The sequence below is a fragment of the Saccharopolyspora oryzae genome, from assembly GCF_027853915.1.
Taxonomy (GTDB): domain Bacteria; phylum Actinomycetota; class Actinomycetes; order Mycobacteriales; family Pseudonocardiaceae; genus Saccharopolyspora; species Saccharopolyspora oryzae.
This window is the reverse complement of the sequence record NZ_JAQGLA010000001.1, coordinates 169,423-189,089: the sequence shown is the minus strand read 5'-3', so window position 1 is coordinate 189,089 and position 19,667 is coordinate 169,423. Positions and strand designations below refer to the sequence as shown.

Below are 19,667 nucleotides of genomic sequence, written 5' to 3'. Positions count from 1 at the left end.
CCAGGCGGGCGCTGAGGTTCCGCTACCGGCGCCGCCACGCAGGACGAGGATGGAAAAACCTCGATGTGTCAGCGCGCGGCGGCGGGCCGTGCGTCGTCGTTCTCGGCGCTGAGGCGCCGCGCTTCCTCGCGCTCGCGCTTCCCGAACGTCTCGCGGGTCAGCAGGGCGGCGACCAGGCCGAGGACCGAGTAGACGAGGAACAGCAGCGCGGGGCCCATCCAGCCGAGCGCGATGAACAGCAGCGTGGTGACGAACGGGGTGAAACCGGAGATCATCGCCGAGATCTGGTACGCCAGCGACGCTCCCGACGAACGCGTCTTCGCCTGGAACAGCTCGGGGAACCACGCGCCCTGCGAACCGGCCAGCGCGTTCTGGCTGACGCCGTAGGAGATGACCACGGTGGCGATGATCGCGATCAGCGAGCCGGTGTTGACCAGCAAGAACATCGGGATCGCCCAGGCCGCGTTGAACAGGCAGACCCAGACGTACACCGGGCGCCTGCCGACCAGGTCGGTCAGCCGGCCCCACGCCATCGTGGCGAAGATGCCGATCGCCGAGGCGACGCACAGCGACAGGATGGTCTCGTCGCTGGAGGCCAGCTCCTCCGACTTCAGGTAGGAGATCATGTAGGTGATGGCCACCGCGTAGCCCGCGGTCTCGGCGATGCGCAGTCCGATGCCGCGCAGCAGGTTCGGCCAGTCGTTCTTGATCACGTCGACGATCGGGGCCTTGGCGATCTCGCCGCTGTCCCGGACGTCTTCGAACACCGGCGACTCGGGGACCTTCGACCGCACGACCAGTCCGATGATCACCAGCAGCAGGCTGGCCAGGAACGGCACCCGCCAGGCCCAGTCGCCGGGCAGCGCGACCGAACCGAGGAAGACGAGGTTGGCCAGCAGCAGCCCGATCGGGAAGCCGGACTGCACGATCCCGGTGAACGCGCCCTTCCGCAGCAGCGGGGCGTGCTCGTAGGTCATGAGGATCGCCCCGCCCCACTCGGCGCCGTAGGCGAGGCCCTGGATGATCCGCACCGCGACCAGCAGCGCCGGTGCGAGCACGCCGACCTGGGCGTAGGTGGGCAGCAGGCCGATGGCGAACGTGGCCAGCCCCATCACGATCAGCGAGGCCACCAGGACGGGCTTGCGGCCGATCCGGTCGCCGAGGTGGCCGCCGACGATGCCGCCGAGCGGCCGGGCGACGAACCCGACGCCGAGCGTCGCGAACGCCGACAGCGTCCCGACGACCGGTGAGGCGCTCGGGAAGAACGCGGGACCGAAGTAGAGGGCCGCGGCGGTGCCGAAACCGATGAAGTCGTAGCTCTCGATGACGCCGCCGGCGGTCGATCCCCACGCCACCCGGTGCACGTCCGGTGTTCCGTGCACCGGGCCGCTGGTGCGCAGCGGTTCCGCGCTCATCGCTCACCTCTCCGTTGGGGTAGTCCGATGTCCTCGACACCGGCTCTCCGGTGTCAACATTGCCGCAGATATTCAGCTCTCGACGAGTGTTTGTCAACAGTGCGGCCTGCTCGTTGTCCACGTCTTACGTGCTTTAATCTCGCATCTAGTGCTTGAGTTCTTGTCTGTTGACAGATCGCTGTTAACATTCCGGCATCCGTTCTCGAGGAGGAAACGTGTCCGACCGGTGGCCGGGGTGCTCGTCCATCAGCTTTCGCCATCTCGGGTTGGCCGAGGCGCTCCGCGTCATCGGCGAGTGCGGCTTCACCGAGATCGATCTCGGTGCGCTGCCCGGCGTGTGCGACCACGTGCCCTACGACCTGACCGAAGCCGCGGTGGCCGAGGTGGTGTCGACAGTGCGGGCCAGCGGTCTCGCGGTCCGCTCGGTCAACGGCGACATCGGCGACCTGAACCGCGTGCTCGACGAGCGTGCGGCCCAGGAGCGGGAGACGCACCTGGGACGCCTGCTCGACCTCACCGCGGGATGCGGCGCCGAAGCCCTGGTGCTGCCGTGCGGCGCGCAGTCGCGCGAGCCGGTGACCGGTCTGGACGCCGACCTGGACCGCGTCGCCGGCGAACTCGCCAGGGCCGCCGAGGTCGCGCGAGCCCACGGCGTGGCGATCTGGGTCGAAGCGCCGCACTTCTTCCGCCTGTGCGGCGACGTCGAGCTGGCCGCGCGGCTGATCGAGCGGCTGGACCCGGCGGTGGGCGTCGTGCTGGACACCAGCCACATCGTCGCCTCCGGCGGCGACCCGGCGGACTTCGCGCGGCGGTTCGGGCCGCGGATCGCGCACGTCCACCTCCGGGACGCCAAGCCCGGCGGGATCAACCACAGCATCGGCAACGGCGTGGTCGACTTCCCCGCCGCGTTCGAGGCGTTGCGCTCCACCGGCTACGGCGGGGCGTGCGCGCTCGAACTGGAAACCCGCGATGTCACCGACGACGAACGGCCCGCCGCGGCGGTGCGCGCCGCCCAGTACATCGCAACTCTGCTCTGACCGACGACATTTGGAGGACCTGCAGTGACCAGCACGCAGCGCACGGCAGTGGTGACGGGCGCGGCTGCGCCGCGAGGGATCGGCAAGGCCACGGCCCTGCGCTACGCCCGCGAGGGGTGGGCGGTCGTGGTGCTCGACCTCGACGAACCGGCCGCGAAGGAGACCGCCGAGGACATCGCCGCGCAGACCGGCGCCGCGGTCTTCGCGCACGCCGTCGACGTGTCCGACGAAGCGTCGGTGCGAGCCGCCTATGAGGCGGTGCGAGCGGAGGTCGACGCGGGCCGGCTGCCCGCGGTCGGGGCGCTGGCCAACATCGCGGGCATCACCTCGCCGGTGCCGTTCCTGGAGACCACCCTCGAGCTGTGGAACAAGGTGCTGGCGGTCAACGCGACCGGCACCTACTTGGTCACCAAGGCGTTCCTGCCGGACCTGATCGAGGCGGGCTGGGGGCGCATCGTCAACATGTCGTCGGTGTCGGCCCAGCAGGGCGGGGGAGTGTTCGGCAAGACGCCCTACTGCGCCGCGAAGGCCGCCATCCTCGGCTTCACCAAGTCGCTGGCCAAGGAGCTCGGCGCGGCCGGGGTCACCGTCAACGCCGTGGCGCCGAGCGCGGTGGACACCGACATCCGCGTGGCGGCGACCAGCCCGGAGCTGGAGGACGCCATCACCCGCGGCGTGCCGCTCGGTCGTCAGGCCACGGCGGACGAGGTGGCCGGGGTGATCACCTGGCTGTGCACCGACGACGCCGGCTACCTGCAGGGCACCACGATCGACATCAACGGCGGTTCGTTCCTCCACTGAGGACGGATGGGGTGACATGACTTACTTGTGGGACGACCCGGCGACGTTCGCCGACGACGCGCTGGCCGGGTTCTGCGACCTGCACGCCGACCTGGTGCGCCAGGTGCCCGGCGGCGCGGTGCGGCGGGCCCGGCCGGAACGGCCGAAGGTCGCGGTGCTGCCCGGTGGAGGCTCCGGCCACTACCCGGCCTTCTACGGGATCATCGGGCCCGGACTCGCCGACGGAGCGGTGAGCGGCAACCTGTTCACCTCGCCGTCCGCGCAGGACGCCTACTCGGTGGCGAAGGCCGCGGAGTCCGGTGCCGGGGTGGTGTTCAGCTACGGCAACTACGCCGGCGACGTGATGAACTTCGGCCTGGCCACCGACCGGCTGCGCGCCGAGGGCATCGCCGTCGACAACGTGGTGGTCACCGACGACATCGCCAGTGCCCCGGACGAGGGGCAGCGGCGGGGCATCGCGGGCGATTTCGCGGTCTTCAAGATCATGGGTGCCGCTGCCGAGGAAGGCGTGGACCTCGCTTCGGTCGTGCGGGTGGGCAGGAAGGCCAACGAGCGCACGCGCACGATCGGCACCGCGTTCGCCGGGTGCTCCTTCCCCGGTGCGGCCGAGCCGCTGTTCCAGGTGCCGGACGGGAAGATGGGTCTGGGACTGGGAATTCACGGCGAACCCGGGTTGCGGGACGTGCCGCTGTCCCGGGCCCGGGAGCTCGCGGCGGACTTCGTCCGCAGGCTGCTCGCGGAGAAGCCCGCGGACGCCGGGGACCGGGTAGCCGTGCTGCTCAACGGTCTCGGCTCGGTCAAGCAGGAGGAACTGCTCGTGCTGTGGCGGTCGGTGGCCGCGCTGCTGCGCGAGTCGGGGCACGTCCCGGTGCTCCCCGAGGTCGGTGAGCTCGTCACGAGCCTCGACATGGCAGGCGTTTCGCTCACCCTCACCTGGCTGGACGACGAGCTCGAACGCCTGTGGGCGGCCCCGGCGTCGACACCGGCGTTCCGCCGCGGCCGGATGGCCGACGAGCCGGAGCCGCGGGCGGTCGCGGACGAGCAGCGGGAAGTCGAGCCGGTGGCTCGGTACGCGCCGGCTTCCGCCGAGTCGCGCCAACTCGCTGATCACGTGCTCGGTGCCTTGCGCCGGGTGGCCGCGGTGCTCGGCGAAGCGGAGGACGAGCTGGGAGCCATCGATGCCGTGGCCGGCGACGGCGACCACGGGCGCGGCATGGTCCGCGGTATCGGTGCCGCGGTGACCGCTGCGGAGGAGGCCCAGCGGGCCGGGGCTGGAGCCGGGGACTGCCTCGCGGTCGCCGGGGACGGCTGGGCCGCGCGAGCGGGCGGCACGTCCGGCGTCCTGTGGGGCGCCGGGCTGCGGGCCGCTGGCGAAGTCCTCGGCGACCACGCCGGTGGCGCGGAGGTGGCGGTGAAGGCCGTCGACGCGCTGACCAGCCGCATCGTGTCGCTCGGAGGCGCCGCGGTCGGGGACAAGACGTTGCTCGATGCGCTGGAACCGTTCCGGACCGAACTGCAGGACGCGGTCGCCGCCGGTGCGGCAACGGGCATTGCGTGGACGCGAGCGGCCGAGGCCGCCGACCGCGCGGCCCGGAGCACTGCGGAGCTGGTACCGCGCAAGGGACGGGCCCGCCCGCTGGCCGAGCGCAGCATCGGCACCCCGGACCCCGGCGCGGTGTCCACGGCCCTGATCGCCCGGACGATCGGCGACTACCTGACGGGAGAACACCGATGACCTGGCGAATCGCGATCGGCTGCGACGACGCCGGACTGGACCACAAGGAACGCCTCGCCGCCGACCTGCGCGCCGATCCCCGGGTGAGCGAGGTGATCGACCTCGGCGTGCACCGCGATGCCGAGGACGTGCACCGCCCGTACCCCGAGATCGGGCTCGCCGCGGGAGAGGCCGTGCGCGCGGGATCCGCTGACCGGGCCCTGCTCATCTGCGGCACCGGCATCGGGATGGCGTTGTCGGCCAACAAGGTTCCCGGCGTTCGCGCCACCACCGCCCACGACTCCTTCTCCGTGGAGCGGTCCGTGCTGTCCAACGACTGCCAGGTGCTGACCCTCGGGCAGCGGGTGGTGGGGATCGAGCTGGCGCGCCGCCTCGTGCGCGAGTGGCTCGGTTACGAGTTCGACCACGGGTCGCCGAGCGCGGCGAAGGTACAGTTGATTGCCGAGTACGAACGGTGCTGAGCACCGTCGGGGAGCAGGGACCGAGGAGGGTGCGAGTGGTGGGCCGCCAGGCACAGGCAGGTCGGGAACGCGGTCGGAACCTCCGGCAGATGGCGGTCGACGCCGTGCGCCAGGCCATCACCACCGGCACCTTCCCGCCCGGCACCCACCTCGGCGAGGTGCAGGTGTCCGAGCAGCTCGGCATCAGCCGCGGCACCTTGCGCGAGGCGTTGCGCGAACTGCAGCAGGAAGGCCTGGTCTCCTACGGCGATCGCGGCCGGGTCACGGTCCGGCAGATCGACGAGAAGGACATCATCAACACCTTCACCGTCCGATCCGCGCTGGAGGCGGTGGCGGGCGAAACGCTGGCCGCCAGCTACTACCGGGAGCAGCACTGCGCCCGGCTGCGCGCAGCCGTCGACGACATGGCCGCAGCCGCGAAGGTCTCGCTCGAAGCCCAGATCGAGGCCGACCTCGCCTTCCACGAGCTGCTCTGCGAGCTCACCAACAACGACGCGCTGCTGCGGTCGTGGAAGCTGCTCGAGGGTTCGATCCGCATGTGCATCATGTACCGCGGCTTGGAACGCGCGCTGACCAACATGAGCGCGGACCGGCACTTCGAGATCGTCGCGGCGATCGAATCGGGCGACCCGGTGAAGACCCAGACCGTCATCCAGGACCACATGGTCGCCACCGCCCAAGCACTCCTGTTCGGCACCATCCGCAGCCGCAAGCCGATCAACATCCTCGGCGACACCCCCACCTGACACTCGCGCAAACAGCAGAACAGCCCAATTTCTCGCGAAATTGGCGTTCTCGTGGAACTGCGCCTCTGTGAGCTGTGCTGTTGCTGCTATCCCAGGTCAATGCGGCTGTGAAGCCTGTTCGGGGATATCACTTGCAGGCCTTGTGGTGCCTTTGGTTTTGCCTGGTCAAGGCTCTGTCAGGTCGGTACAGCTACTCGGTGCGCCTGCTCAATTCGCTCGACCACGGCCAACGTTCCTTGGACGCGATCCAGCGTGTACTCGACGAACGAGGGGCGATCCCCGAGGCCCGCTACGTCACTGCGGGCGTATCCGGGGCACGTACCGCATACCGCATGTCCGATGGGCGGCGAATCATGGTCAAGTGGATCCGTCCCACCCGGCTACCTCGATTTCGCGAGGCGGAGTACGCCCGCCTCGCTCCCAGTGCCATCGCTGTGGACTGATCAGACACGAAGGGAATGCCAGTGCCCATCGAGCACGAAGCCAAGATCCTCGACGTTGACGCCGACATCCTGCAGAAGCGGATCCTCGCCGAAGGCGGGCACAAGCACGGCGAAACGCTGCAGCGCCGCTACGTCTACGACATTGCCCCCGGTGATGCCACGAGGTGGATTCGGCTGCGTGACACCGGGCGCGAGATCACCTTGACGATCAAGGAGATCCTCCACGACGGGATTGACGGCACTCAGGAAACCGAGGTCGCTGTCGACGACTTTGAAGCCACCAACGCCATCCTCGCCAAGCTCGGCTACCAGCCCAAGGCCTACCAGGAGAACAAGCGCGTCAGCTTCACCCTCGACGACGCGGAGATCGAGATCGACACTTGGCCGCGCATCCCCACCTACGCCGAGATCGAAGCCGAAAGCAAAGAACAGGTCATCGCCATCGCCGCCCGGCTCGGCTACAGCGAGGACCAGCTCACTGGCGAGAACACCACCAAGGTCTACGCCCGCTACGGCATCGATTTGAGCTCGATCACCGATCTGCGCTTCACCGAGCCGACCGCCTGACTTCCCGGGCCCACGAGGTGAACAGCCTCGGCGACGACGGGGCCGACCAGTTCGGCCAGTGCGGGCCGCAGCGCATCGGTGACAGCGGCCGGACCCCCGCTGCGGAACGAGGTGGCGGGGGTTGAACAGCGGCTGCCGCTTCCTGGGTGCGCGGTCGATCGTTGGGCAATTTGTACAGCAGTGGGGGTGTATTGCCGGTCGGATCGTGCAGAGTGATCAGCTGGGAAGGCGACACTTGCACGGTTGGGCGGTGGTTTCGCAGGCTTCCGCCATGGACGTAGCTGATCTCAAGGCTCTCCACCGCCTGATGCTGGTGGCGCGGCGGCTCGACGAGGAGGCCATTGCCCTCCAGCGCCAGGGCGTGCTGCCCGCCTACGCGCCGGCCAAGGGGCAGGAGGCCGCGCAGGTGGGCAGTGCTGCTGCCCTCGACCTGAGCCGCGACTTCGCCTTCCCCGGTTACCGCGATCTCGGTGCGGCGGTCGCGATGGGCGTCGACCTCGTCTCCTACCTGGCCACGCACCTCAACATCTGGCACGGCGGGCTCTACGATCCGCAGGCCTCGCGGCTCGCGCCGTTCAACGCGGTCGTCGGCGGGCCCGTGACGCACGCCGTGGGCTGGGCGATGGGCGCCAAGCTGGACGAGACCGGCGGCGCGGCCATCTCGTACTTCGGCGACGGGTCCAGCTCGCAGGGCGACGTGCACGAGGCGATGAACTTCGCCGGGGTGTACCGGCTCCCGGTGGTGTTCTTCTGCCAGAACAACGGGTGGGCGATCTCGGTGCCCACCGACCAGCAGGTCGCCGGTGGCTCGGTCGCCGCTCGCGCCGCGGGGTACGGCTTCGAGGGGCACCGCGTCGACGGCAACGACGTGTCCGCGGTGTTCGAGGCGACCCGCGCCGCGCTGGACCGGGCGCGCGACGGCGGTGGGCCGACGGTGATCGAAGCGATGACCTACCGGATGGGCCCGCACTCCACTTCGGACGATCCCGGTCGCTACCGGACGCTGGAGGACGAGCAGGCGTGGACCGAGCGCGACCCGCTCGCCGCCGCCGCGAAGCAGCTCCCCGCCGACGAGGTCGCCGCGTCCGAGGAACACGTCGCGAACGTGGTGCGCGAGGTCCGGGAGGGGCTGCTCGCGCTCCAGGCACCGCCTGCGGAGGAGCTGTTCTCGTTCGTCTACCGCGAGCCGACGAAGGCCCTGCTGGAGCAGCAGCGGGCGTGGAAGGAGTCCCTCGATGCCTGAGCTGTCCTTGCAGCAGTCCTTGAACCTGGCCCTGCAGCACACGTGCGAGGACGACGACCGGGTGCTGATCTTCGGGCAGGACGTCGGCACGCTCGGCGGCGTGTTCCGGGTGACCGACGGCCTCCGGGACAAGTTCGGCGAGCATCGGGTGTTCGACACGCCGCTGGCCGAATCCGCGATCATGGGCATGGCGGTGGGGCTGGCGATGCACGGCTGGCGTCCGGTGCCGGAGATCCAGTTCGACGGCTTCAGCTACCCGGCGATCGACCAGATCGTGAACCAGGTGGCCCGCATGCACTACCGCAGCCGGGGCGTGCTGAACATGCCGATCACGCTGCGGCTGCCCAGCTTCGGCGGGATCCGCGCGCCGGAGCACCACGGGGAGAGCCTGGAGGCGCTGTTCGCGCACGTGCCCGGGCTGAAGGTGGTGTCGCCGTCCACCCCGTCGCAGGGGTACCACCTGCTGAGGCAGGCGATCGCCGACCCCGACCCGGTGATCTTCATGGAGCCCAAGTCCCGCTACTGGCAGCGGGAATCCTTCGACCCCACCGAGCCGGTCGCGCCGATTCCGCCCGGCACCAGCCGGGTCGTGCGCGAAGGCCGGCACGCCACGCTCATCGCGTGGGGTGCGATGGTCGCCCGCTGCGAGCAGGTCGCCGAGCTCGCCGCGGAGGACGGGGTGGAGCTGGAGGTCGTGGACCTGCGCTGGCTCAAGCCGATCGACGTCGACGGCCTGGCCGCCTCCGTCGCCAAGACCCGCCGCGCGGTCGTGGTCCACGAGGCGCCGCTGACCGCCGGGCTGGGGGCCGAGGTGTCCGCGCTGGTCACCGAACGCTGCTTCGGCGATCTGCGCGCGCCGGTGCAGCGGGTCACCGGCTTCGACGTGCCCTACCCGTCGGGGGAGCTGGAGGACGAGTACCTGCCCAGCATCGACCGGATCCTGATCGCCGTCCAGACCGCATTGGAGTACCGCCGTGGCTGAAGTGACCTTTCCCCTGCCCGACCTCGGCGAGGGCCTGATCAGCGCCCAGGTGCTGGAGTGGCTGGTCAAGGAGGGCGACTGGGTGGAGCGCAACGCGCCGCTGGTCGAGCTGGAGACGACCAAGTCGGCGGTGGAGATCCCGTCGCCGCAGTCCGGCTGGATCGCACGGCTGCACGTCGGCGAGGACGAGGAGCTGGCGGTCGGGGACTCGCTGGTCACGTTCACCGTCTCCGACGACCAGGCGGGCATCGTCGGGACCGTGCCCGAGGAGAAGAAGCCGAAGCGGCGCGTCCGCCTGACCGTGCCGGAGGACTGATCGTGTTCGCCACCGCCGGGGACGGCGCGAAGATCTGGTACGACGCGGCTCCGGGGCCGGCTCCGGTGCTGCTGGTCCACGGGTTCGCGTCGGACGCCGAGAGCACCTGGGGCCGCACCGGATGGGTGCGCGCGCTCGCCGACCGCGGTCACGTCCTGGTCGACCTGCGCGGGCACGGACAGAGCGACCGCCCTGCCTCCGGGTACTCGCCGCAGTCGCTGGCGCAGGATGTCCTTACCGTGCTGGACGAAGCTGGTGCGTCCACTGTGGATGTGGTGACTTACTCGATGGGTGGTCTGGTCGGCTGGGAGCTGGCGAAGCTCGCTCCCGGCCGGGTCCGGCGGCTCGCGCTCGGCGGCATCGGCGGGCGTCCCGCCGACCGCGCCTCGATGCAGCGCGTTGCGGAGGCGCTGTCGGCAGGCGACCTGGGCTCGTGCATCGACGAGGTGGAGGGGTGCCGGCTCGACGGTCCGCCACCGGTCCCGGTGCTCTTCGCCGCCGGGGACCAGGACGACATCGCTTCGGACGCACCCGAGGTCGCTGCCGGGTTCGACGCGCCGTTCGTCTCGCTCGGGCGCCGCCACCACCTCAACGCCGTGTCCAGCCGCCGTTTCAAGGAAGCCGCGACCGAGTTCTTCGACCGCTGAGGGTTATGCGGTGCTGACCTGGTGCAGGATTTCGTCCGCTAGTCGCTGCGGAACCTGTTCGGGGATCCAGTGGCTGACTCCGGGGAGTTCGACGAAGCGGTACTGGCCGGACACGAACTCGCCGCAGCGCAGGGCTCCGGCGCGTCCGAGGTAGGCGTCCTCATCGCTCCAGATGTAGGTGGTGGGCACCGTGACCGGAGCGAGCGCGGCGAAGTCCGATGTCGAGGCGCGGTACCAGGACAGGGCCGCGGTCAGCGCGTCCGGTTCGCGGAGGATGCGCAGGTGTTCCTCGACGAGCGAGCTGTCGACGGCACCGCCGAAGCTGGCCCGGAGACGTCGGCAGTCGTCCGCCAGCAGTTTGCGTTCGACTCCGGGACGGCGGAAGGCCTTGATGTAGGCCGATCTCCGCTGCTGGTCGGCATCGCCGGCCAGCGCCCAGTTGAACGCGGCCGGGTGCGGAACGGAGAGCGCGGTCAGGGTCCGCACCCGGTCGGGGTGCCACGCGGCGGCGAACCACGCCACGTTGGCACCCCAGTCGTGGCCGACCAGGTGCGCCCGGGGGATGCCGAGTGCGTCCAGCAGCCCGATGACGTCGGACACGAGGTGCTCGATGCGGTAGGCGTCGACGCCCTCGGGGCGCGCACCGGGGGAGTAGCCGCGTTGATCGGGTGCGAGGACGCGCAGACCTGCCGCGGTCAGCATCGGCATCACCTGGCGCCAGCAGGCGTGCGTTTCGGGGAATCCGTGCAGCAGCACGACGGGTGCGCCGGATTCCGGACCTGCGGTTGCGACGTCGAAGGTCAGCTCGCCGACGCGCACCGCCATCGTGCGTTCCACGTGCGTCCCCCCGCTCATCTCGAGGTCCGGTAGAAGCTGCGGGAAACGTAGCTGGTGGCCTGCTTCGCCCGCAACGCGCACAGTTCGGCCTTGAGCTCGCGCGCCCGCTGGACCTCGGGATCGTCGCCGGGTGCCAGCGCCAGCAGGTCGACGACGTGCAGCGCGTCCTGCACCCGATCGGCGTCGCGGAGGCGGGCGGCGTGGTCGAGCACGGCCTGCTTGTCGGTGATGGCATCGGCGCGCACCGCAGCTGCGTCGGCGGGCCTGCTCGGGTGCAGGTTGGTGGGATTGCCGTCCCACCAACCGGTTTCCGACCGCACGACGTCGCGCACGATGTAGTCGCGGTGCCCGTAGTTCTCCCGCATCCACGGCACGTCGAACAGCTCCGCCGGGTACTTGACGTCGTGCACGATGTCGTCGACGCCCATGCCCCGGTTCAGCCTCTCCACCACGGCGTCGCGCAGCCAGCGCAGAGCGCGAGCGGTCGCGGTGAGCTGCTCGGCCGGGCGGTCGCGCACGACATCGCCGAACTCCGGGATCAGGACCGCCGGGTCCAGCGCGGCGAGCCGGTCGAGGGTGTCGGCCCAGCGGACGGTGTCGCGCATGGTGCGCATCGGGGTGCCGATGTTGGGGATGCCGTTGATCACCGCGGCGCTGCCGTAGAGGATGCGGTCCTCCGGTAGCCACACCGCCGTGACGTCGTCGGTTTCCGACGGGGCCCACAGCAGCCGGACGGTCCGGCCGGTGCTGCCGAGGGTGAGCGACTCCTGGTAGGTCTGGTCGGGGAACGTCAGCGGTGGCACCACCGGGAAGTCCTCGATCGGTCTGCGGAACTGGCGGGTGTTGATGTGGTTCTGCAGCCCGGCGGTTTCGAGGTAGCGGCGGTAGCGTCGGACGACGTTCTCGTGGGCGATCAGGGTCGGCCGCGGTTCCCCGCGTTCGGCCGCGGCCTCGAGGAAACCGGGCACGCCGTAGTTGTAGCCGAGGTGGCCGTGGCTGTAGACGATCCAGCGGACCGGCTTGTCGGTGTGCTCCCGAAGCGACTCCAGGGCGCCCGGAACGAGGTGGGGCGCCGGCCCGGAATCGATGATCAGCAGTCCCTGATCGGTCTCGACGGCCAAGCTGTTGCCCTGCAGGCCGATGGTGAACACCCCGGGCGCGACGACCTGGACTTCACGCGAGCCGAGCAGCGGGCTGCCGTTGGCGTTGTTGGCGAGCATGCGTGCGACACCTCAAACTGTTTTCGAACTCGTTTTGCATGGCGGTGCGGGTGGCGGAACCTCAGCGTCCGCCTGAGCTGCGGGATCCCGGACTTATGTATGCCAATACACGGCGTGCGGGCTGTCCTCGTCAGGCGAACGCTGAGAACCCGCGGCGGTGCAGGCTGCTTAGGTGGGCTATGCGCCTGCGGCGCATCAAAACCAAAGATCAAAGGTAGGTCCCAGGTTTCTCTGCGTGGGTGGGCTAGGCGCGGGCGGTCGGCTCTTCGGTTCGCAAGCCGAGTCGGCGAGCGGTTCGCTCGGGTTGCACGAAGATCGTCGCGAGCGCTCCGCCGACGATCGACAGCACGCCCGTGATGGCGAACGCCATGGCGTAGCCGGTGGTCGGATCGGCGGCGGACTCGATGATCAGCCCGGTCACGTAGGGCGCGATCAGACCGGCGGTGGTGACGATGCCGACCGTGATCGAGAGCACCGCACCGCGCTGCCGGGTGGGGCTGATCTCGGCGTTGACGGTCATCCCGATCGCGAACACGATCCCGCCGAGGCTGAAGGCGATGGTCAGCAGTGCGATCTGGAGCGCGCCTCCGGGCATGAACGGGAACACCACCATCGCGAGGCCGGAGATCATGACCGCGACACCACCGAGCACACCGCGGGACATCCGGCTGGAGACGCCGCGGCGCATCAGCCAGTCGGTCAGCGCCCCCTGGCACACGTTGAACACCACCGAAGCGACCCAGGGCAGGGCCACGAGCGCACTCGCGGTCACCGCGCTGTAGTGCAGCGAGGTCTGCAAGTACGCGGGAACCCACGCCACCAGCAGGGAGAGCGCCCAATAGGCGGCGAAACCGGCGAGGAAGCCGCCCAGCCACGTGCGGTTCAGCAGGATCCGGCGGTACGGCAGCGCGGGTTCGTCCACTTCGGACTGCGCGGAAGAGGCGTGGATCGACGCGCTTCCGGCGACGGTGCCTTCCTTCCCGAACACCGCCCACAGCAGCACCCACACCATGCCGATGACGAACAGCACCAAGAACGCCCAGTGCCAGCCGTAGGTCACGATGATCTTGGTGAGCAGCGGCGCGGCCACCGCCACGCCGAGACCGGCGCCGACGTTGAGCAGCGCGGTGGGCAGGCCGCGCTTCTCGTTCGGGAACCACTTGTGCGCGGCGTGCATGGCGACCGGGTTGGCCGGGCCCTCGGCCGCACCCAGCACGATCCGGCTGGCCAGCAGCACGCCGAAGCCGACCGTGCCGATCATCGGCGCCTGGGTCAGCGCCCAGATCACCGCCAGCACGAGCAGCACCCACTTCGTCTGCACGCGGTTGGTGACGAAACCGACGAGGATCGCCGAGATGCTGAACAGGAAGTAGAACCCGCTGCTGAGCAGGCCGTAGGACGCGGGCGAGAGCCCGAGGTCGTGCATGATCGGCTTCGCGGCCAGCCCGAGCACTGCCTTGTCCGCGAAGTTGATCAGCATGAAGGCCACCAGCAGTGCGATCACGACCCAGCCGCGTCTCGAGGTTCCCCTGGACGCGGCACGCGCACTGATGGCATCGATCTGTGCTGCTGGAGTGTTCATCGCTTCGCTCTCCTTCCGGCGTCTCCGCGGGCGCCCGGGCGGTTGCTAGATGGCCCACCGGGTGCGGCCCGCGGTGCGGGTGCGGAGCTGCTCGGCGTGGTCGGTGCCGTCGAGGACGGCCTGCGATTCGGCGGCGGCCCAGGCGTAGACGCCCTTGGCCATGGTGGAAGTGGCGGCCTTCTCCAGTGCGGTGAACACCTCCGCGCGGGTGGCGTGCGCGGTGTGGTCGTCGGGTGCCGCGTCGGCGGCGAGCTGGGCGAAGTGACCGGCCAGCCGGTGCTCTCCGGCGGTGAGCAGCTCGCGAGCTCGCGCGGCGAGCCGGTCGGCGCCGCCGGCGAGCGCGGCGATCTCGCGGGAGAAGTCCTCGGTGCGGGCGGGTTTGAGGTTGGCGGGGTTGCCGTCGTACCACCCGCCGTAGAGCCGCCAGATGTTGCGGACGACGAATTCCGGCTCGTCGTACGAGGGTTTGAGGTAGGGCTTGGCCAGCAGTTCGGCCGGGGCGGTGACGCCGTGGACGACCTCGTCGAGGGTGGCACCGGCGTTCATCGCCTCGACGGTCTGGTCGTGCAGGGTCTGCAAGAACTCCGCGGTGTCGGTGAGCGCGGTGCGGATCCGATCGGCGCCGACGATGGGCACGCCGTGGCCGGGCAGCAGCAGTTCCGCACCTAGTCCGGCCATCCAGCGCAGCGCCTCGGCCCACTCGGCGGCGTAGCGCTGGACCTTCTGCGGGTTGCCGGGGTTCGGGGACGACCAGATGAAGAAGTCGCCGCAGCACAGGATCCGCCGTTCGGGCAGCCAGGCGATCGTCGCGTCGTCGGTCTCGCCGCGGGCGTGGCGCAGCTGCACGTCGAGCTCGCCGATGCGCAGCGCGCTGGTGTCGCGGTAGGTGACGTCGGGGTGGCGGTACTCGGTGGGCCAGCGGAAACCGGGGGATTGGAACTGCCGCTGGTTGATCACGGTGTTGTAGCCGGCGGTCGCGGCGTAGCGGCGGAACCGGGGCGGGGTGTTCTCGTGCGCCACGACGGTCGGACGCCGCCAGCCGCGCTCCCCGGCCTCGACGTCGAACGGCCCGACGCCGAAGACGTGGTCGATGTGCCCGTGGGAGTACACCGCGGTGTGCAGCGGTGCGTCGGTGCGGGCGCGGGTCGCGTTGAACAGGTCTCCGGCGGTGCGCTTCTCGCCGGTGTCGAAGCAGAACAGGCCGTCGGCGGTGGGGAACAGGTAGACGTTGCCGAAGGCCGGCCACATCCACACCCCGTCGGCGACCTCGTGCAGGCCGTCCTCGCGCAGCCGACCCGAGTGGTAGACGCCGGTGCTGGCCTCGCCCCGCCACACCTGGTCCGCGTAATCGAGCAGATCAGTCATCCGGTGCTCTCCTGTCATGAGTGGGTGATCAGCGCATCGACCGCGACCAGTTCGTCGCCGGTGACGCACAGCGGGTTGATGTCGATCTCGGCGAACTCCGGGTGCTCGGTGAGCAACCCGGTCAGCGCCTCGATCGCCCGGGCAGTGGCCGGAACGGGGGCTCCGAGCACCGCGCCGGCCCAGCCGGCCAGCTCCTGGACCTGCTCGTCGGTGGCCGGGAGCAGCAGGGCTCGCCGCGGCGCGGTCGCGTCCTCGGCCCGGTCGCCACCTGCGCCGAGCAGCACCGCAGTGCCGTACACCGGATCCCGGGTCGCGCCCAGCGCCAGCTCGGCGGTGTGCGCGAGCATCGGCTGGGCGACCAGCGCGCGGTCCGGGTCCGTGGACACCTCCGCCAGCCGGTCGGCGATCACGGCCGCCACCGCGGGCAGCTCCGCAGGAGTCACCCCGACCCGCACCAGGCCCGCGCGGGCGCGGTGCGGAACGTCGGCGGCGTCGCCCTTCACCACGTACGGCCCGTGCCAGCCGGATCGGCGCACGGCATCGGTCAGTGCGGTCGCATCCGACGCGGAAACGGTGTCCACGTGGCTGATCCCGGCCTCCGCCAGCAGCGGCGCGGACCGCAGTTCCGACCACAGTGGACGTTCAGCGGGCGTGCTCGTGTCTTGCGGGGCGGGCTCGGGGACCGCGTCCGGTATCAGGACCTGAATCCGCCGCAGCAGCGCGCCGATGCTGGGCAGCACGGTCTCGGGACGCCCGAGCTGCTCCAGTTCCCCGGGCGGGGCGCACGCCCACACGAACCAGGTCGGGGTGCGCATCGCCGCCGCGGCCTCGACCAGTCGGTGGTACGCGTCGCGGAACCGGTCGCCGAAGGTCAGGTACAGCACCACGCCGTCCAGCTCGGGGTCCTCGTCGAGGGAGCCGAGGAGCTCCTCGACCCGGTCCAGCCAGCGGATGATGTTGCCGCCGAGGTCCACCGGATTGGTGTCGGTGGCTTCCACCCCGCCGACTTCGGCGAGCTTCCGGCGGGTGGCCGCCGACAGCGGCGGGATGCGGGCGCCCATCGCGGTGAGGTTGTCGGCGAGCACTCCGCCAGCCCCGCCGGACATCGTCAGCACCGCCAGCCGGGGTGCCGGGGGCAGCGCGGTCTTCTTGCGCGCGCACAGCACGGCGTCGACGAGCTGATCGTCGTCGGTGACCAGGTCGATGCCCTCCTGGCGGCACAGCGAGGCCAGCAGCAGGTGATCACCGGCGACCGCCGCGGTGTGCGAGAGCGCGGCGCGCTTTCCGGCCGCACTGCTGCCCACGGTCAGCGCGACCACCGATTTGCCGAGTTCCCGGGCCTGGCGCCCCAACGCCCGGAGCTCCGCGGCGTCCCGCACGCCTTCCAGGTACAGCACCAGGACCTCGACGTCGTGCTGCGCCAGCAGGTAACCGCCCAACTCGCACGCCGAGACGCAGGCCTCGTTGCCGACGCTGGCGTAGTAGGAGTAGCCGAGCCCCGCTCGTTCCAGCAGGTCGGCCAGCACGAACCCCATCGCCCCGCTCTGCGTCACCACCCCGATCGGACCGGGGTCCAGCCGCGGCCGGTCCAGGAACACCGTGGTGGACACCTGCACCGCGGTCGGACGGCTGACCACGCCGAGGCAGTTCGGGCCCAGCACCGGCATGTCCCCGGCGGCGCTCCGCAGTTCCTCCTGCAGGTCGTCGTTGCCCTCCTCAGCGAACCCGGACGCGTACACGACGGCGGCTCCGGCACCGATCTCGCGGGCCTCCCGCAGCAGACCGGGCACGGCAGTGGCCGGCGTCGCCAGCACCACCAGGTCCGGGCCGTAGCCGACCTCGGCCAGCGAACCCACCACCCGCACTCCCGGCAGGCTCAGCTCGCCGCGGGCGACCACCACGATCTCGCCCTCGTAACCGCCGTGGACCAGCCGCTGCACGGTGATGCGGCCCCACGACAGCGCCGTCGTGGCCGACACCCCCACCACGGCGATCGACTTCGGCCGGAACAGCGGTTCGCAACGCGCGGCATCGGGCACCGTGGGCTCCTTGTGATCTGGGCCATGTACCGCTCGACTGTGCTCCAACCGCTGCTGTGCGGGTAGCGCACTTACCCCACGATTTCCGCTAGCGTGTTGTGACATGTCACAAGATCTGTGGGATCAGCTCGAGCGCAGAGCTCCCGAGATCGCCGACCGCGCGATCCAGGCGTACGCCGCCGCCTCGCCGCGCTACCAGGGCACCGTTCCGGAGCACCTGTACCGGCACATGGCGCACACCACGCGGGAGTTCGCACGGCTCTACGTCCGCGTGGTCAAGCAGGAGCGGGAGCTGCACGACGACGAGCTGCTGCTGTTCGCGAACAGGGGACGGGAGCGCGGGGCGGAGGGCCTGCCCATCGCGGATTTCATGGACGCGTACCTGGTGGGTGCCCGGACGATCTGGGACGAGCTGTCGCGCCTCTCCCGCGGCGCGCCGCCGGCGGTCGCGGGCGACGCGCTGCTGCGGTGCTTGCAGTCGGTGATGCACGCCGGCTTCCAAGCGCACCAGGAGGAGTCCCAGGCCGCGCACAGCGAGGAGCGGGAGAACATGCGTGCCGTCGTGCGCGCACTGGTGGACGGGCAGGCCACGGCCGAGTTCGCCGACCGCGTCGACCTCAGGCTGGCGGACAGCTACGCGATCCTCGCCCTGCGATTCGCCCCGCACCCGTCCGAATCCGTCGGCGACGCGGTCGGACGCCGCCTCGCCGGACGGCGCAAGGTGCACCGGATCACCGAGGAGCTGACCCGTTCGCTGGCCGACGACGCCCTCGTCGCCCTGGACCCGGACGGGGGCCTGTTCCTCGTCCCGTCCGAGCCCGATCGCGCCGCCGCCGACTTGGCGGCCGCTCGCGCCGCGATTCCCAGGCTGCAGCGCGCGGCGGGCATCGACGTGATGGCGGGGTTCGCCCACGCCGGCTCCCGCGCCGAGGTGCCGGCCGCTGCCGGCCAGGCTCGGCACCTCGCGCAGCTGGGCAGCCCGGCCGAGGTGGCCGTGCTCGACGACCTGCTCTTCGAGTACCAGCTCCACCACAGCAGCGAAGCGGTCCCGCACTTCCTGTCCATAGTGGACGAACTGCGTCGCGAACCGGACTTGCTGGTGACGTTGAAGGAGTACTTCGCCGCGGACTTCAACCGCAGGCAGACGGCACGCCAGCTGCACGTCCACCCGAACACGATCGACAACCGCCTCTCCCGCATCGCCAAGCTCACCGGAGCCAACCCCAGAACGGCCCGCGGCCTGATGAGCCTGGCCGCAGCCCTGACGATCGCCGCCGAATCCCCCAGCTGAACTGAGCCGTGCAAACCACGACGACAGCGCTGCCCACGGCTTCTAGTCGGACGAGATGTCCATTGCTGGCCGCACGTATCGGTTGAGGTCTGGCCGCGCGGATTGCGCCTGCTGGCAGCCCCTCGTGCCGAGCATCGACCCCGGCGCTCGCCAGCGGGGTCCGACGCGCGATGTGGTGGTCCGTGAACGCTTGCGGAACGACGGTGAGAGGCGAGTGGAGATGATCCGGTGAGAGGCCCGATCTAGTCGGCGTCCGCGCTCGTCAGGTCGTGGAGGGTGCGTTCCAGGTGCGCGCGCATCTCGGCCTGGGCGTGGTCGGGGTCGCCCGACCGGATCGCTTCGAGCAGGGCGCGGTGTTCGCGGGCGAGGTCTTGCGGCCCCGGGTAGGAGGCGCGCAGCTGCGCCAGGCAGAGCTGCATTTCCTCTTGCATCGCAGGGTAAATCCTGCTCAACCGGGGGCTTCCGGCTGCGTTGATCAACGCGATGTGGAACGCGGTGTGCGCTTCGACCCGGTCTCCCCAGCTCGCGTCTCGCGGCAGGGCTTCGAGCGCTCGCAGCGACTGTTCAGCCGCATCCAGGGAAAGCTCGTTCTCGACGATGCGGCGGACGGCTTCCAGCTCGAGCGGGGTGCGCACGAAGTACAGATCGCGCACATCGGCTTCGGTGAACGCGGGGACGACCAGGGAACGTCCTCCGGCTTGCTGCGCGAGGTGGCGGCTGAGCAGGACTTGCAGGGCCGAGCGCACCGTAGGCCGCGCCACCCCGAACTTGGCGGCGAGCCCGTTCTCGGTCAGGGGCTCTCCCGGTGCGAGCTCACCGCTGAGGATCTGCTTGCGGACTTCCGCGACGAGCGCGTCCCTGGTGGTCATCGTCTGCAGCACGGTTCTCATCCTAGAAGCCGCCCCGAACGGTCTCTTGCATATCTGTATAACAGTGCACC

The 19,667-nt window shown here is 70.4% G+C and carries 18 protein-coding genes; 11 read left to right on the top strand and 7 right to left on the bottom strand.

Translation table 11 applies throughout. From position 1 onward, the window contains the following. Positions 1-68: 68 nt before the first annotated feature. Positions 69-1,415 carry an MFS transporter gene (locus OU415_RS00860; protein ID WP_270946530.1) on the bottom strand — a complete coding sequence of 449 codons (1,347 nt, stop codon included), beginning with the start codon at positions 1,413-1,415 and terminating at the stop codon, positions 69-71. Positions 1,416-1,630: 215 nt separating this feature from the next. Here OU415_RS00860 and OU415_RS00855 point away from each other — a divergent pair, with 215 nt between their 5' ends. The 10 genes from OU415_RS00855 (at position 1,631) to OU415_RS00810 (ending at position 10,393) form a co-directional block, all read left to right on the top strand. Then, positions 1,631-2,452 carry a sugar phosphate isomerase/epimerase family protein gene (locus OU415_RS00855; RefSeq protein WP_270946529.1) on the top strand — a complete coding sequence of 274 codons (822 nt, stop codon included), beginning with the start codon at positions 1,631-1,633 and terminating at the stop codon, positions 2,450-2,452. 24 nt (positions 2,453-2,476) lie between these two features. Continuing rightward, on the top strand, positions 2,477-3,253 hold the full coding sequence (locus tag OU415_RS00850) for an SDR family NAD(P)-dependent oxidoreductase (RefSeq protein WP_270946528.1): 777 nt from the start codon (positions 2,477-2,479) through the stop codon (positions 3,251-3,253). A gap of 16 nt (positions 3,254-3,269) precedes the next feature. Continuing rightward, on the top strand, positions 3,270-4,988 hold the full coding sequence (locus OU415_RS00845; RefSeq protein WP_270946527.1) for a dihydroxyacetone kinase family protein: 1,719 nt from the start codon (positions 3,270-3,272) through the stop codon (positions 4,986-4,988). Beyond that, entirely contained in the window at positions 4,985-5,449 is a 465-nt protein-coding gene (locus tag OU415_RS00840) for a ribose-5-phosphate isomerase (RefSeq protein ID WP_270946526.1), read from the top strand. Before OU415_RS00845 ends, OU415_RS00840 begins: the two co-directional genes overlap by 4 nt. 89 nt (positions 5,450-5,538) lie before the next feature. Then, positions 5,539-6,195: a GntR family transcriptional regulator gene (locus OU415_RS00835; protein ID WP_270946525.1), complete on the top strand. Its 657-nt coding sequence runs from the start codon at positions 5,539-5,541 to the stop codon at positions 6,193-6,195. Between the two features lie 464 nt (positions 6,196-6,659). After that, entirely contained in the window at positions 6,660-7,205 is a 546-nt protein-coding gene (locus OU415_RS00830; protein ID WP_270946524.1) for a class IV adenylate cyclase, read from the top strand. A gap of 271 nt (positions 7,206-7,476) precedes the next feature. Continuing rightward, positions 7,477-8,448 carry a thiamine pyrophosphate-dependent enzyme gene (locus OU415_RS00825; RefSeq protein WP_270946523.1) on the top strand — a complete coding sequence of 324 codons (972 nt, stop codon included), beginning with the start codon at positions 7,477-7,479 and terminating at the stop codon, positions 8,446-8,448. Next, the gene (locus tag OU415_RS00820; RefSeq protein WP_270946522.1) at positions 8,441-9,430 is read left to right on the top strand and encodes an alpha-ketoacid dehydrogenase subunit beta; all 990 of its coding nucleotides are present in this window, start codon (positions 8,441-8,443) and stop codon (positions 9,428-9,430) included. The genes OU415_RS00825 and OU415_RS00820 overlap by 8 nt, the downstream gene beginning before the upstream one ends. Beyond that, positions 9,423-9,746 (top strand): biotin/lipoyl-containing protein, encoded by a 324-nt coding sequence (locus OU415_RS00815; RefSeq protein WP_270946521.1) that lies wholly within the window; start codon positions 9,423-9,425, stop codon positions 9,744-9,746. Before OU415_RS00820 ends, OU415_RS00815 begins: the two co-directional genes overlap by 8 nt. 2 nt (positions 9,747-9,748) lie before the next feature. Further along, positions 9,749-10,393 (top strand): alpha/beta fold hydrolase, encoded by a 645-nt coding sequence (locus tag OU415_RS00810; RefSeq protein WP_270946520.1) that lies wholly within the window; start codon positions 9,749-9,751, stop codon positions 10,391-10,393. Between the two features lie 3 nt (positions 10,394-10,396). Here the strand turns inward: OU415_RS00810 and OU415_RS00805 are convergent, their stop codons facing one another. The 5 genes from OU415_RS00805 to OU415_RS00785 form a co-directional block, all read right to left on the bottom strand. Continuing rightward, complete coding sequence (locus OU415_RS00805) at positions 10,397-11,230, bottom strand: alpha/beta fold hydrolase (RefSeq protein ID WP_270946519.1); 834 nt, start codon at positions 11,228-11,230, stop codon at positions 10,397-10,399. 14 nt (positions 11,231-11,244) lie between these two features. After that, positions 11,245-12,450, bottom strand: a complete 1,206-nt coding sequence (locus OU415_RS00800; RefSeq protein WP_270946518.1) for an alkyl sulfatase dimerization domain-containing protein — start codon at positions 12,448-12,450, stop codon at positions 11,245-11,247. Positions 12,451-12,694: 244 nt separating this feature from the next. After that, the gene (locus OU415_RS00795; RefSeq protein WP_270946517.1) at positions 12,695-14,032 is read right to left on the bottom strand and encodes an MFS transporter; all 1,338 of its coding nucleotides are present in this window, start codon (positions 14,030-14,032) and stop codon (positions 12,695-12,697) included. A gap of 45 nt (positions 14,033-14,077) precedes the next feature. Beyond that, positions 14,078-15,397 carry an alkyl sulfatase dimerization domain-containing protein gene (locus OU415_RS00790; RefSeq protein ID WP_270946516.1) on the bottom strand — a complete coding sequence of 440 codons (1,320 nt, stop codon included), beginning with the start codon at positions 15,395-15,397 and terminating at the stop codon, positions 14,078-14,080. 14 nt (positions 15,398-15,411) lie between these two features. Next, positions 15,412-17,436, bottom strand: a complete 2,025-nt coding sequence (locus OU415_RS00785) for an acetate--CoA ligase family protein (RefSeq protein ID WP_270946515.1) — start codon at positions 17,434-17,436, stop codon at positions 15,412-15,414. Positions 17,437-17,539: 103 nt separating this feature from the next. On the opposite strand from OU415_RS00785, the gene OU415_RS00780 reads away from it, so the two are divergent. Then, positions 17,540-18,727, top strand: coding sequence for a PucR family transcriptional regulator (locus OU415_RS00780; RefSeq protein WP_270946514.1), 1,188 nt, complete (start codon positions 17,540-17,542; stop codon positions 18,725-18,727). A gap of 242 nt (positions 18,728-18,969) precedes the next feature. Here OU415_RS00780 and OU415_RS00775 read toward each other — a convergent pair whose 3' ends face one another. Further along, the gene (locus tag OU415_RS00775; protein WP_270946513.1) at positions 18,970-19,617 is read right to left on the bottom strand and encodes a GntR family transcriptional regulator; all 648 of its coding nucleotides are present in this window, start codon (positions 19,615-19,617) and stop codon (positions 18,970-18,972) included. Positions 19,618-19,667: the final 50 nt, after the last annotated feature.